Here is a 15,444-nt window from a genome sequence, read left to right as displayed (position 1 = left end):
ATTTATATAGTATACTTAGTTTCATGAAATCTGTAAAGAATTTTATAGCAGATGTGAAACTCTCGTTACTGTTCACACACGTGTGCCCAGCAACGGGATTTTGCCGATGCTACGCATTCCAAATCGGCAAAATCTGCTGCCGGAACTGTATCGTACGGAATTTTCAGTTCAAAAAATTCCTACCTGTGAACAGTTACAAACTCTCCCAGTGACGCTGCCCTGCTTATAACGCCTCTTTACCTATATAATAGCGTCTCCCGGATTCTCTCCGCAAACGCATTCATCCGTTCCTCAATCCCCGGCAGCTGCATCGCTGCCCCGGCATTGTTTGCCGTCTCCATCATCGCAAAGTGCCCCGGCAGATAGAAGGTTTTGTTCATATTTAACGCCGCGATAAGCTGTTCCGCCACGATATCGCTTCCGGAATAGCCCGACACAACCACCGCAAACAGCGCTTTGTCATAAAACCGCGTCGTCCGGAACAGCGAAGTCAGGCGGTTGATGAACGCAGTCAGATTTGCCGACAGCGCATCGTTGTAGTTTGGACAGAGCATCACGATGGCATCCGCCTCGCGGACCGCCGGATAGACATCCTCGACCATCACTCCACCGTAGAAACAGCTTCCCTTCTCGCCAAAATGCAGACACATCTTGTAAGGGCATCCGGCACAGTCGGAAAGCGTACCGTTTCGAAGCCCTATCTCCCGGATCTCCATCTCCGGGAGCTGTTCTTTCACCCGGTTCCAGATCGCGTAGGTGTTGGAGGTCTTGTGGCTTGACGCGTGCAATACCAATACTTTCGGACATTTTTTCCTGACGCAATCCGTTCCCAGTACTTCTTTGACCAGCCCCGCCGCGCTCTCGCGGTATGCCCCCATCAGATCGGTTCCAAGATTATTGGAAACGATCGTGTAATTGGAAAGTGTCCGCGTGCCCTCGACGAGCGGGCGTCCCACGAACGCGCAGCCCGCACAGTTAGCGGCAAATACCAGATCCTTCGCCGCCGATTTGGAATAGAGGTCATTTTCACTGTCCACCAAAAGTCCGCCGACAAAACCGTTCAGAAAATCCGGATGTTCCCGCAGGAAACGAATCAGACGGTAAAGCTCCAGGTTGATGCCAGATGTGCCAAGCGGCACGGCAAACAGGATACGTCCCTGGACTGGATTTTTTCGATTCTGTGTCTTCTCCAGGCGCCTCCATCGGTTTACATAATCTTCAAAAGCACTGATTTCCATCGCTGTCTCGTAGGCGTAGCCGTCCAGCGCATAGGATAACACCTCCGAAAGGCGCGCATCCGCGCCTTTTTCCTCCTCGCGCAGATGGACGAGGAGGAGAGGCATTTCTTCTATATAGATATCTCCTTCTGAATTTGAATGAATCATTTATTTTCGCTTCCTTCCTGCGATAAGACTCATCGATCACACAATCTTTTTCAGATTTTCCTCCGCCGTCACAATCCGCTCATACAGCGCATCCGGCAGTGGCAGGATTTCTGTTTCCAGACCGTATTCAGTATAACGGTTTTTCACGCCCATGAAGATGCCGCCCATGAATACGGAACCGCAGTGCCATTCGCCGCGCATCATCAGAATCAGGGAGATCGCGCCGGAGGAATATGCCGGTGCGATAAACGGCTTGAAACCGATCGCACGCATATGCAGGTTTGCCGTTACCGTCAGCTGGGTCAGTTCTTTTGAAAGCTCGTCGTTGTAATTCTCAATGGAATCTGCGATGACGAGATCCTGTCCATGCGGTCCGAAGGAACGCCCCTCAGTCAAAAACTGTGAAAACCGCCCGTCGCGCTTCGCATAATAAGCCGCACGCGCATTCATAACGCCGAGTCCGAAGCCCTGTACCTGTTCCGGGCGGAGTCCCTTTAAATCAAGGATGCCGTTTTCGTCCTTGTTGCTCTCCAGCCATGCCGTCTTTGCCAGCGGGTCAACCGGATCGGAGACAACGGCAAATAAGCCTTTGAAATGCTCGGTTCTCGCCTGTCTTGCATACTGGGCAACGATCTTGGAGTTGTTTTCAAACTGGTACATCCGCACATCCTTGACACCGGAACCAACCGGCGGGATTCCCTTAGAAGCGACAAATACAAATACATCGCACTTGAAGAGGTCTTCCGGTTTTACCACATCGACCTCCGGCAGCGCGTCATACGCCCACGGGTAGGCAATCTGGTTTTCCTCAAATTCCCAGCGTGCGGTCACTTTATCGGAAATATCACAGATGCCGATCGAACTGATGCAGTCGCCGCCCAGAAGATGAAGCCCGGTCAACAGCGTACTTCCGACGTCGCCGATCGCCAGCACATGGACTCTTTTCTTCGTTTTCTGCGGTTTTTCTGCCAAAATAGCCTCAAAATCCGGATGCAGGCGGTTGACTGCACGCATCACGTCCTGAATGATCGCAGCTTTGACTGCCTCGTCAAGCTCACAATTCTTGTTTGCCGCCTGCAGCTCCAGCTTCCGGCTGCTCAGCCAGGAAACATTCTCTGCCTCCTGGAACAGCAGCAGCGGCGAGTTTACCTTAAAAGAATCTCTTCCGGTTCCCGGCTCGCGCTCGAATAAGAATGTGAGCGGCGTGCCCGGGTGCGGCATTTCTGCCTTTTCGTATGATAAATTTCCATTGAAGGAACAGCAGATTTTATCTCCAATTTTATAATAGTACATATTGCATACCCCCTGCTCTTTTTTGATATCTTATATGATATTATTTTTCTATTCCAGTAATTATCCTTGTGCTTCCACAAATTTCTCACTTCCGCGTCCGATACAGCATCTCCAAATCATTTTCCAGATACACCGACGCTGCCAGATTCGGATCGTAGCTGACGCACTCGCCTTTATCCGGGCAGAGCGGCAGGATGACCGCTTCAGACAGGCGGCTTAAGGTCAGGTTTCTCGCAAACAGCGCCCGATACTCGGATTCGAGCACCAGAAGAATGTTGCGCGCATTGCGGATGCAGCACGCAGAAAACTCAAACGCTGCTTCCGGCGTAGTTCCCTGTACAGGCGGTGCGGCATACGGCAGGATCATATTGATCGACGGCGTCAGTCCCGCCACCTTCACGGTATCGCGGCGCACCGTATCGCCTCCGATGAACGGGTACAGTGTGGACTCAACAAACCAGTTCCGCAGATTCGGAATGTAATAAATACTGTCTACCGGCACGCCCTTCGTCGCCATCGTGTCGCGCCCGTAGCCTGAAATCATACCTAACACCAATTTTTTGATTTCCACGCCCTCTTCGCGCAGCATCGGCTCCAAGGCCTCGAAACGTCCGCCGTGATGCAGCAGATCATCGACCAAAATCACCGGGCGGTCAAAGGACTTGATAGCCTTGATCTGGCTTCGCAGCGGCGAATAGTACGGGAACGCTTCGATCGACTTCTCTTTCAGCTCCGGATCGTATACTTTATCCGTATGCAGCGTCTTCGTCACCGTATTCGGAATGACTTTTCCACGCAGGATCTTGCCGAAGGGCACGCACATCGCCCCGCCGAGGCGTCTCGGCGTCACTGGGTCACGCGGCACACCATTTAACGCCGTGATCCGTTCCACCAGACGGTGGTAAATCACGCTCGCCGACATCGAAAGAACCAGCTGTCCCGGATAGAAGCGCGTCATCGCCATCTGCAATTCCCGATGCGCCTTGTAGATCGCATCCAGAACCCGCGGATTGCTGGAAAATGGTTCTTTTAACGTCGTTTCCAGATTCTGCACTAACACAAGCGGCGCATGCATATCGACCAGATAGAGCGGAGCGTCTTCCGGGGATTCCGGCGCCTTCACAAAGCCCTGGCGGACCACCGCCGACAGCACGCGCTCCGGGCAGTAGCCGTCTGCCGGGAAGAAAAGTGCATAGCCGCATTTATACTCAAAGGACCGTGCGATCGCCTCGGTTAAAAGCAGCTGTTCCGCGTCGTAGATCATCGGATCTCGCTCGACATAGATACCCGAAATCAGAAGAATCTCACCATAGGTATGGCGGCGCACCTGATCTGCCAGACTGACCTGTCCCAGGACGGCAAACAGCTCATCCGGCGCCAGATAACGAAGCCGTGCCACGCCGACCAGCCGGTTTTCCTGCACGGTATTCCTAAGAAGCAGCAGCCGGTCGCCCGACTCCTTCATCGAATTTAACAGGTTCTCGCGATCTTCTTCGTCCCGCAAAACGAAATTCGAAATTTCCGCCAGAAGCATTTCATCCGGCATCTCCACCTCCTCATAGGAGATCGCGCGCGCGCGGATATATGGTTTATATTCCGGCTCCCGCAGATACAGGCCATTGTAATAGATATATTCCTGCACAGACGGGTCAATCAGGTTCGAAATATCCCGGTTCAGATCGATATTTTCACGAATTCTCGTCGAACTGATGTCCTCCAGATGCTCCGGAAGCTCCAGCTCCACAACCTTGCCGCTGATCTGATCCATCATCTGACGGTTGTATTTATTGTCCGACTTGACATCACCCACGCGGCGGAACGCGATGTGGTTCATCGAATGAATCGAATTTTTGACCGGTTTCTTCTTATAAGAAGAGGCATTGGCAATGACATCGCTGCCGACCACGATATACAGCTCTTTTCCGGAAAACACCTCTCTCAGGCGTTTCAGATCCGCCGGATTGGCAATATTGACCGGAATCTCATCCGGGAACAGGTTCACATGGAACTCATTCGCCACCGACATACTCACAATCTGACGGCGGATCAGATGCGGCTGCGCCTTTTTCGACCAGGAAAATTCATCGACCGCCAGAAACACCTCATAGCCGCGGTCGCGAATCTCGCGGACAATCTCCTTGTGCGACAGCGTAAACGGGTCAAATGTGCCTGGGAAGAATGCCACCTGGTTTCGCTCTTTGATCTCTAAATTGCCCTCGGTCATATGGTACTGCGTGATGAACCGGTAAATATTAGAAAGGGACGCCGCACGATAAAATGCCGTCAGCTCATTTCCCTTATTTTCATTGAATAAGAACAGCATCTTGCGGAAGGACAGGGCGAACAGCTCTTTTTTCTCCCGGCACTCCATCCAGGATGAGCCGAAGACGGTCTGCCCCAGCACCAGCATCGCCTCCTGGCGCACCGACTCGCGGTAATTCGCCAGACCGCTGAGCAGGATGCCAAGCAGACGTCCGCGCCGTTCCTCGCATACCTCCTTTTCCTCCGCAAAGCGCTCTGGGTAGCACGAATACCGTTCCAGCAGCACGCCGACCGTATCAAGCGCAACCGAGACTATCTGGTCGTTTGCATTTGCCATCATGCCATGCAGGTAGGAAACGATCTCCTCCAGCTGTTCCGGCGGCAGCCACAGCGCCGCCTGCCCCAGATACTGCGGAATATATTTGGAAAATTCGTACTCACCGACTTCCAGCCCCTTCATCAGCTCAACCACGATCTCATTTCTCTGATCCGGTGTCAAAAGCCCGATGATGCGAAGCAGGGCGGTTCCGGCATCATGGCGCACGATCACGTGCTCGCTGACTTTTACAAGGTTTGAAAGATGCGCTGCGATATGCAGCATATGTTCCTGTTTACCATGCGCAATCTGATCGACGAGCAGCTTGATATTGGCCGACTTGATGACCCACGGCGTCGCTGTTTTGAGGTTATCCAGGAAAATATCGGAGACAACGTCACGGTCGTACAAAAGTTCCTGTTCTCTCGCCGTGTCCTCTCCGAGGTTATTTAACACGCGGTATTTGAGAAAGGTCATCGTGATATTGTCCTCAACCTGCGCCGCCTTCACGCACATGCCGATCTCGGCACAGCACGGATGATCCGGCTGGTACGCCGTCAGAAGCTTGAACGCGCGCCACGATGCAATCCGCACATCCGGTTCCCCGCTCTGCGACTCAATCAGGGCAAATTTTGCGATTTTCCCCAGTTCCTCTTCGCTCAGTTTATCAAACGGCATGAAATGCACCGTATCCAGCAGGGAAAATGCCTCGCCCGGATCCAGCTCCTCCGCCCGGTCATACCAAACCAGAAATGCCTCCAGAAATTCCCGCAGATCACCCGGCGTCGCATGATCAACCACCGATGCCAGCACATTTTTCAGGTGATAACGGATGCGCCGTTTCTGCTGCAGCATCAGCTTGTGATCCGGTCGGATGATCATTTCCAGATATTGCTTCCAGATCTCCATCACCCGCTCCTCGGCAATATCCGGCATGCCCGCCGGGCGCTCCTTGCGGTAACCGGCGTTGAACTGCGCGATCACGTGTCCGATCAGCCTCGCCGCCTGCGCGCGGATGTCGCCCTCACGGTGCATCAGAAGCTCATATAAAAAGCCCAGCGTCTGCTCTTTCTGTTTGTCGTTTGTGTATGTAAAATATTCACGGAAAATGTTTAAGTATGCGCGGACACTCTTCCAATCCTTCTCGCTGCGCGCCGCCTCGAGGAGATTGCCAAACTGGCGTTCTGCCCCCATCTGATGCATGACGCGGATATTATGCTCGATACCCATGAAAACGAGGGACTGCACCGTCTGCTCTGCATTCCGAAGGGAAATATCCGGCAGCACCTCCGGCTTTTTGGGGTGTCCATTCAAATCCACATCCACGCCGAGAGACCGCATATAATCCTCAAAATCATGCAGTTTGGAATAAACAAAGCGGTAACGGTTTAATTTCACCTCATCCACGTTGTCGAGTTTCGAGAGGATGACATTGAACGCCTCGTCCAGATTGGAAATATAGGTAATCTCACGCCCATCATCGCCGCGGCTCTGTTTTACACGGAAATCGGCATAGATCAGCACCAGGGATTCAACCGACAGGTTTTCCGGTTCCAGATCCCAGGTCGAATGGTTCGCCGCGATATGGCCGATGTATTCCATCGAATGGTTGTTGAACCACTGGTTTGTATAATAGTAATGAAGATACGGAACCCGCTCATTTGGCTTGCAGCCGAATTTGCCGAGATCATGACCTGCAGCCGCGCCCGAGGTCAGCGTCAGATCGATCGGAACACCCGCCTCGTAAAGCCCGCGTGCCACCGTCATCGCGACATAATGCACGCCCGCGATGTGCTCCAGCGTCCGAAACGGCGTCACCTCCGCATTGAGGCGCATCATCTCATAGATATATTCCTGTGCGAAAAACTTCTTGAAACGGCTGTATTCTGCCGCGCACTCAAAGCTTGAAGCTTCCTCATCATCCAAAAATGCAAAGTCCTCCATCGGTTTGTACGGAAGCACCGCCCGCTCGCGGTCAAACACGAACTGAAGCACTGCCAGATAGAACTCCGCACCGGCGGAAAAAGCGGCATTTTTCTTCTTAAACTCCGCATCCGGGTAGAGAATATGGCACACATACTGGTAGGTAAACTTCATCCAGCCCTCTTCCGGCTCATGCCCTAAAAGGCTTAACGGTTCCTCACAGATCTCGTAGACCGCCCGGCAGGAAATCCGCTTTTTGATCGGGAAAATATGGGCAAACTGTTCCTCCCAGTGATCCTTGTTCATGAGCATCATGACATTTTTCCGGCTCAGTCCCGACCGGTCTAAAAAGTCTTTTTCACAAAGGCGCTCGGTCAGTTCCGCAGCCGCCTGACGTACCTCTTTTTTACTCATCCACATCCCTCACATTCTCTGGATCTCTCAGATGGTTCTTTGCTATGCAAAAACCATCTGAGTCATTGCAAATATTCTTTTCATATCAAATTTTATAATACTTGAATTATACCACCAGGTGGGGAAGTGCGCTATACAAAATAACGGATAATTCATCGCCATACGGCACAGTAAAACCACAAAAGACGCCTGCAAAAATGCAGATAGCTCATCTACCTTCCATTTCTGCAAACGTCTTTGTTTTTACAAGTCAATCGTTTTATGGCTGCTCTTTCCGAATCTCCGGAATCTCAACTCCCAGCTGTTTCGCCATCGCATCCGCGATCACCTGATGGTCGTCCCAGTGTTCCATGCCGGATACCATCACATAGGCAAACGGACGGCTTCCATCTCTCATGAAAACCGGGATGCAGCCGCCGCACACGAAGAAGTTCTCCTCGCGCACTTTCCAGGATGCTTCCAGTTCTCCGGCTCTCGATGCCGTCAGCGCCCGCAGCGAGCTCATCCCCGTGAGCCGCGATGCTGCCAGCTTATTGGTCATCCACCAGTCTGCTTCCAGCGTCGCGCCCTCCATCTTGTAGGCAAAGACGGTCGTCTCGTCCTCCACGATGCGGACAGCGACCGAACCGTGATATTTTTTCTCCGTGACCTCTGCAATCAAAAGCCCCAGCTCAAGCGCCTGTTTCCGGGTAAATGTGTCGTAGCAAAGTACGGATTCCTGCTGTTTCAGAATTTCATTCCATTGTTCTTCCGTGTAGAAATTCTTCATGTGTTCCCCTCCTGTGTCGGTTTGTTTTCCCCTTGTGAATCAGGTTATGATCCCCCGGGGTTCATTATATCATACGTATTCTCACCCGTCCACTCACGAACCCGCGCTATCGCGCTCTACCGCCCTGCTTCGCATGGCTGTTCGTTCGTTAATGACGCAAGAAAAGAATATGTCTGCTTCGCAGCCGCATTCTTTTCTCCTGCGCTCATTATATTTTTTCATGAATACAGCTGTAAACACATTGGAATTTCATTTTGACTCGGCTTCATAAGGTATTTAGATAGAAGCCGCATCAATCAAACTTCGACCTAAATGTTCTTTTTACTGTCTGTCTTTCCCATCCCACACACCATTTTCATCTACATAGTAGCCGTCCGGTGTCAGACGTCCGACATACAGGATGCCTTTTCTTCCGTCTGAGGTCGGGTGGAAATAGTGCCATTTGCCGTCAATCAGGACCCAGCCGGTCTGCATGCCGTGTTCCGGATCGAGGTAGAACCAGCCGCCATAGTCTTCGTCGCGCATCCAGCCGGTCTTGATATAGCCGCTTTCATCGAACGCCCACCAGTTGCCGTTTACCTGCTCCCATGCATATGCAATGCCATTTGTACCGCGTTTTTCTGCCTTCGGGTAGCTGCTGTCTGCGAAGCGGAGCCACCAGCCGTGTTCATCCTGCATCCAGTGACTCTTTCCGTCATTGGCAGTGCTGTTGGCAGTTCCTGTGAGAATACCTATGCTGCTGTTGATTCTTCCCTTCACCGGATCCTGCCTGGTCGCTCCGCTGCCGGAAGATTTGTCACGTCCGGAGGAAGAGCTCTGGCTGCCTGATTGGTCTGGCTTGTCGGAGTTATCTGGCTTGTCGGAGTCTTCTGGCTTGTCGGAGTCTTCTGGCTTGTCGGAGTTATCTGGCTTATCCTCTGCCGGTGGAGCTGCCTTACTGATTTCAAATGTAAGGGATGCCTGAGCTGGTGTGTTGTATCTGGATTCCCACGTATCAAATTCACCAAAATCAAACTTGGCTTTGATCGAATGAGTGCCTACAAATGATTCTCCCGGCTTTGTCCACTTGAGTACAGCGGTTCCATCTTCTCCTACCGAAACTATATCTGCATCCGGGTTTTCATTATCATAGAAATGAACATAACCCTGCAGCTTGTCCTGGTAAACTCCCTGTACTCTGGCAATGATGTCGAAATCTTCTTTCTCTGTTCCGAGAATTCCTTTCGCAAGCTGTACTCCGGTCGTCCGGTTCACAGCTGTTAAGGTAAGAGTGGGGGTTCCTTTTTCAATGGTTATGGTTTCCTCTGCCGGTGTGCTTGTACCGAGATAATTCGTTCCCCCTGCCATGGTGATGCTTACCTTTGCAGAACCGGTTCCTTTAATGGTCACCTGTCCCTGTGCGTCCACGGTGAGAACCTTTTCATCCGAGCTTGTATAGTTCAGAGCTCCATCTCCCACTACATTCACACCTGTCAAGGAAAAGCTGTCGTCTCCATAGGTTTTTTCTCCGGTCCATGCTTGCGAATCGATTGAAACCAAACCCTGTATCTGATGGATCGTTCCGGTCTGGGCTGGATATATGATACGGTAATTCTGCAGATTCACTGCACTCTCGCCTGTCTCAACCTTTGCCTCTGAGGAATCAATGGTTACCGTCTTATCGATTCCGGCATTGGCATCTTCAAAGCGTCCTTTGAGACCGCTTATGGTATAGTTCTGACCCGGAGTTCCTATCGCTACCGTCGCCGCTAATGCGATGTCGGTATTTTCGTCATAAGGCTTTTCAATAGGTGTCGTAACAACTGCGGTTAACTCTTTCGGAGATATCTCCGGAATCACACTTCTTTTCAAACTATTTCCATACTGCCCTTCCGATGCTCCCTCCGGGCTAAATTCTACCTGATATGCAGTGGTTCCCTTTACCTCCGGATAAATGGAGGAAGCTTGCGTTCCTTTCTGCTCCTTACTGAAGCTCCATTCTCCAGAAACCTCCGTTCCTCTAGAATTAACAACCCGAAATCCATCTGCCAGCTGTACCGGAATCTCTGAAAGTGTCTGTCCATAGGTTCCATTCGCTTCAAAGGATACGTCGCCAGCGGGACCTTGGAACCGTAAGATATCCGGCGTTGTCACAGATAAGCGATCAGCCGACTTCGATGCAAAACTGTTGTCTGTTGCTTTCACACGAAGGGTTATATAATAGGTGTTAGCCGGCTTCCGATTCTTAAACCAAGTCCCTGACTGCCACTGAAGCTCGCCATCCACGGATTCTGAAATTCCGTACTCACAACCGGAAACGGCCGTCCCAGCCTTAATAAGGTAGCTGTCTTTCGTTACATTTGTTATCTGTATCGGATCCGGTTTTGCCGGTCTTACCGGAATCGTTATTGCGGCTGCTTCGCCTGCTGTGGAACCTGCGGCTGCCTTTCGCACATACAGGGTAATCTCTCTCGCATTCTCCGGCTGATTGTCCAGAATTTTCGTCAGAGAAGCTTCGCCTCCTGCCCGGATCTTTGTCCAAGATTCAGAATTCTCGGATTCCGCATATTCCAGATCATACAGAGCCGTATTTTTCAGGACTTCCCTTTGATAATCAATAGAGGTCTGTTTACGCTCCAATACATTTTCATCCGTGTCTGCCTTTACTGTTCCGGTAAATTCCACACCGCCAAAGGAGGCTTTCACTGCCTCCGATTCCGGAAGATACATATAGATCTTTCCGTTGGAATCTGTCCGGACATCCTGAAAGCCGTAGGAGCTTCCTTCACCTTCAATACCTGCTTTTTTAACCAGTGTATTATTCTCATAGATACCGGTCAGATCCGCTGTGGTATAATAAACCGGGTTATCCTTCCCGTCTTTTGCTGTATTCTTCTGCCAATTTCCATCTACCTGTTCCCAACCATAAAGCATAGGGATTTTTATATATGCACCCGCATTGATCAGATGGATCGTTCCTCCCGCAATCGTCACATCAGTTTGTGCCCGTGTAGAATTCGCAGCCCCCTTTCCAATATGGGCAGCGTCCCTACTCCATGCTTCTTTATTATTTAAGCATATAGTGCCGCCGTCAATCAGCACCTCCGATGAACTGTCTTTACCACTTCCGATGCAGGCTCCCTGTCCAGAATAGGCTGTAATCATTCCGCCATGAATCTCAATCTTAGCAGTTATCGCTGGGTCTCCAGGGGCATATCCATAACCGCTTCCAATTCCGGCACCACTCAACGAGCTTGCATTCACCGTTCCGCCTGCTATCACGATTTTGCCGGTTCTTTTCTTGCCAAAAGCACTTCCTGTTCCGATTCCGGCACCATTCGATTTTGTTTCTGCAGTTATCGTTCCTCCGCTAATCCGTATTTCTTTTACACTATTTCTTGCCGAAGCACCGATAGCCGCTCCGTTAGAATCGGAAGTTGCAATTACAGTTCCCCCCTTGATGTGAATGGTTCCTGCATCCTCTCCTCCATTTCCTCCAATTGCTGCACCAGTCCCCTTTACACCTGTATTATTGAGCACCTCGATGGAGCCCTGCTGTTCCGGCTCACTGTCAATCGTAAGCTTTGCATCTTTCGCCACGCTGATACCGGCAGGTGAAACTTTTTCCCCTGATTGATTAATCGAAATCTTGTTTTCCCCTTCCAGATAGGTGGTCACATGGGATTCTCCGTTTATCTGAATCGGTGCAGTAGCCTCTGCCGGTGTAATCGTAAGGCTCTTTAATACGAGCTTTAATTCCTCGGAAGCTGGGGTATCCACAGAGAGATGATAATTCTCTACCAGCTTAGATGAAGTGATCCGATAGCTTTTATCATAGGACTGGTCTATTAACTTTGCTGTAACCACCTTGCCGGAATCATCTGTTTTAGAATATAAAATTGTCAGCTTACCATCTGCCCCGGAAAAAGATATATTTCCAAGGGAAAGATCCAGCTCTCCCTCCAGCGCCTCTGCCTCATTTAATACGGTAATATCCGTTCCGGCAACCTCTGCCTTTACCGTTTCACTGTCCAGAGTAAAGCTTCCGCTGGATCCGCCTAATTCTGCAATACCTGTATTTATCACAAACCGGTAATTTCCGGCCGGAAGATATGCCAGGGCATATGCATGATTGCCTGCTGCTGCATCGATTGTCAGCTTCCCGTCAAAGGCAAACTGGCCTTCTTCCTGCTTCAATTCAACCGGAGTTTCTGAAGCAGCTCCAGCCAGTCGTCTGGCTGTTAGGGATACATTCTCTGCCGCCTGCACATTGGATGAATAGAAGTGGAACCGGACAGGATACAGGGGTTCTCCGATGGTGAGGGAAAGATTCGTTTCCTCCTCTGACTCCATCGTGAGGGATCCGGTTACTTTAAAGCTATCCGTATTTTCTCCTTCCCCTCCTTCTTCCTGTACCTGAACCGATACCGGAACCACTCCGGACAGGGGCGTATACCAGCTGACTGTATCGATCTTTATCTGATAACCGGAAGCTTTTTGAGATGAATAGATTACCACATCCGGTGCAGTACCGCCTTCGCTTGCTTCTTCCCCGATCTGAACCGTCAGTGTATAATTCTTATCATCCTTCAAACGGCCATCATGGATGGTCAGAGCCATTGTCTTCTGGTAAGCGGCTTCTCCAAGCGTGACGGAGATGGTTTCATCCGTTCCTTTGTTTAGAACAACCCTTCCCTCCATCGTCTTAACTGTCCCGCCATCGGAAGGCTTCAGCGCTACAACCATCTTCATATTCCCGGAATAGCCCATCCACTGGGTTATATCCGGTATCGTTCCCCTGAATCCGGAGACATTCATTTCTTCATTTGTTTGATAAACCGGGGTTGCTTTTTCTGTATCACTTTCCTGATACAGGGATATGTCAGCCTGATAGGTTCCATTTGAAAGCTGGTTATCATAAGCGGTGATCTGGAATATTTTTTTCCCGTAGATACATTTTCCCCTGGGCTCAATGGAGCTTTCAACCGGCAGCTCTAACTGCACCTCCTCGGAAATAGTGACACTGCCGCCTTTCATGCTATTTCCAGGAAGAGGCTTTAACACTCCATAACCAATATTTCCGCCCGTTACCTCCACAGATCCACTTAATATCCGGATATCGCCACAGGATAATTGTAAACCATTCACTCCATTCCATCCGCTGCCGATGGCAGCTCCCAGATATCCTGATTCGCCATTATTATAAGAAGATACGGTTATATCGGGAGCTTTGCCCCTCGCCCCGCCGATCACGATCTTGTCTACACTTCCACCAGCTCCGCCTCCGATTCCGGCTCCTGTCTCCCTTCCTCCTGCTGCGGTTATCCTTCCGCCCAGTATTTCAATGGTTCCGCCGATTCCATACAGACCGGTTCCGATTCCGGCTCCTCCATGATAATTATACGCATAAACCCAATAAGCTCCACCTTCAGCTTCGATGGTTCCGCCCTTAATTATAATTTTTCCTGTCCCGTATTCCTCTTTTGCACCTTCGTAACCTGTTGATCCGGCTTTTCCTCCGATACCAGCAGCACCACAGGCACCTCCCACTGCCTTCAGGCTTCCGGTACTCTGCTCCGTAATAACCAGTGTTGCATCTTTTTCCACCCCAATTCCAGCACCGCTGTATGTACCCGCTAATGAATTTTTCCCTTGTACTGTCAAATTTAATTTTGCTTTTCCTTTCAGAAGGATTCCGGCTGCATCATCTATGATATCAGTGCCATAGCCAACATTTACATTTTCAATTGTTAAATTTACTGTAACATTATCAATTACAATACCACCTTCGATTTTTCGACCTTCCGATAATCTCTCCGTCGGATGATAGGTACCAGTGATCGTCTTTCCATCAAGGCTAGACACATTGTCTTTATCAATCACCAGATAATTTCCATTCAAATCATACGGTGCATCTACCAGCAGCTCCACGCCCGCGTCCCCCACCATCACATAAATCTCCGGCAGGTCAGCCGTATCCGCTACTTCAAATTTGCTCAGTTCCTCCGGCAGAACCGGTGTATAGACATAGGCACAGCCGTTGTAGTTCTGGTTTGCCTCCTCATAGCCTGCCCAGGTCTTCGTCGAGGTCTCGACCGGCTCACCGTTTTCGTCAAATTCTTCGAAATAGTCTTTTTCGGAAATGCCGCCGTGGAACTCCGGAAGGTCACTCTGCTCTTCGTCCAGTTTCCAGGTTATGCCGGAAATCTGCCAGACTGCCGTTTCCGCATCTGTATCTTTCTCTGTGCCCTTATCCGCTGCTTCCACCAGATGCACGTTCTGGCTGTCTTCCGCCAGCGTTTCATCCGCCTCTTCCACCTCAACCTCCAGTGTATCCGGCAGGATGATATCGCTTTCTTTGGCACCCAGAGGGAGCTTCTGCACCGCAACTGCCTCATCTAACTCCGAAAATCCGATGATTGCCGGACCTTTTTCCTCCGGCAGCACCGTCACCTCGATGCGCGGCAAAAAGCCGGTATCCAGTTCATAGCGGCTGCTTTTCAATTCCGCATCAAACACATAGGTACCCGGTGTTTCTCCGTCGTATGTATCTTTCTCACTGAAGGTCTCATCCAGAACCCAGCGGACCTTTACTTCCTTCCAGTTTTTATCGGTTTTCGTCCCGTCCGCATCGGATGGGGATGCTTTCTGCTCAGTGTCATCCACCCCCCCCTATTTCCGATTTTTCTGTACCATCTGCCTCAGATGGGGATGCTTTCCGAACTGTACCATCTGTTTCAGATGAAGAAAGCGTCTGAGACTTTTTTTCTGTTTCCACTTTACCGTCTCCGCTTTGAAGCTCCGACGGCGTAGCAATCTTTTCCGCACCATCTTTATCTTCTGCACCGTCTTCTTTATCCGATGCTTCTTCTGCCAAAACCCGCACCTTCAGCTTGTCCGGCAGCTCCAGGTCCTTATATTTCGTTCCATACGGAACCTCCTGATGCAGGATTTCATCCGAAAGCTCCTTCACTTCCTCGATATACTGCACCGAACTGCCTGCCAGCACCTGCGGGTGCCAGTCACAGGTATTCCATATCATCACCGCCGCCAGCGCCGCTGCCAGGGCACGCTTATATTTCTTTTTCATGCTGTTTTCCTCC

The 15,444-nt window shown here is 50.7% G+C and carries 6 protein-coding genes; all 6 read right to left on the bottom strand.

Going from position 1 to position 15,444, the window contains the following annotated elements:
- Positions 1 to 236: 236 nt before the first annotated feature.
- The 6 genes from DWY89_RS04075 to DWY89_RS04050 all read right to left on the bottom strand — a co-directional run bounded on the left by DWY89_RS04075 (position 237) and on the right by DWY89_RS04050 (position 15,431).
- Positions 237 to 1,385: an NAD(P)H-dependent oxidoreductase gene (locus DWY89_RS04075; protein ID WP_243022693.1), complete on the bottom strand. Its 1,149-nt coding sequence runs from the start codon at positions 1,383 to 1,385 to the stop codon at positions 237 to 239.
- Positions 1,386 to 1,421: 36 nt separating this feature from the next.
- A complete protein-coding gene (locus DWY89_RS04070; RefSeq protein WP_118524394.1) occupies positions 1,422 to 2,678 on the bottom strand; it encodes a lactate dehydrogenase in 1,257 nt (418 codons plus the stop codon).
- 85 nt (positions 2,679 to 2,763) lie between these two features.
- Entirely contained in the window at positions 2,764 to 7,593 is a 4,830-nt protein-coding gene (locus DWY89_RS04065; protein WP_118524393.1) for a cytidyltransferase-related domain protein, read from the bottom strand.
- Positions 7,594 to 7,852: 259 nt separating this feature from the next.
- Positions 7,853 to 8,362, bottom strand: a complete 510-nt coding sequence (locus DWY89_RS04060; protein ID WP_118469480.1) for a heme-binding protein — start codon at positions 8,360 to 8,362, stop codon at positions 7,853 to 7,855.
- Positions 8,363 to 8,683: 321 nt separating this feature from the next.
- Positions 8,684 to 15,007, bottom strand: a complete 6,324-nt coding sequence (locus tag DWY89_RS14720) for a YDG domain-containing protein (protein ID WP_118524392.1) — start codon at positions 15,005 to 15,007, stop codon at positions 8,684 to 8,686.
- Positions 15,000 to 15,431 carry a hypothetical protein gene (locus DWY89_RS04050; RefSeq protein WP_118523896.1) on the bottom strand — a complete coding sequence of 144 codons (432 nt, stop codon included), beginning with the start codon at positions 15,429 to 15,431 and terminating at the stop codon, positions 15,000 to 15,002. The genes DWY89_RS14720 and DWY89_RS04050 overlap by 8 nt, the downstream gene beginning before the upstream one ends.
- Positions 15,432 to 15,444: the final 13 nt, after the last annotated feature.

Origin of the sequence: Clostridium sp. AF27-5AA (genome assembly GCF_003478415.1) — a bacterium.
In the GTDB taxonomy this organism is placed as follows: Bacteria; Bacillota; Clostridia; order Lachnospirales; family Lachnospiraceae; genus Otoolea; species Otoolea fessa.
This window is presented reverse-complemented; position numbering and strand designations above follow the sequence as displayed.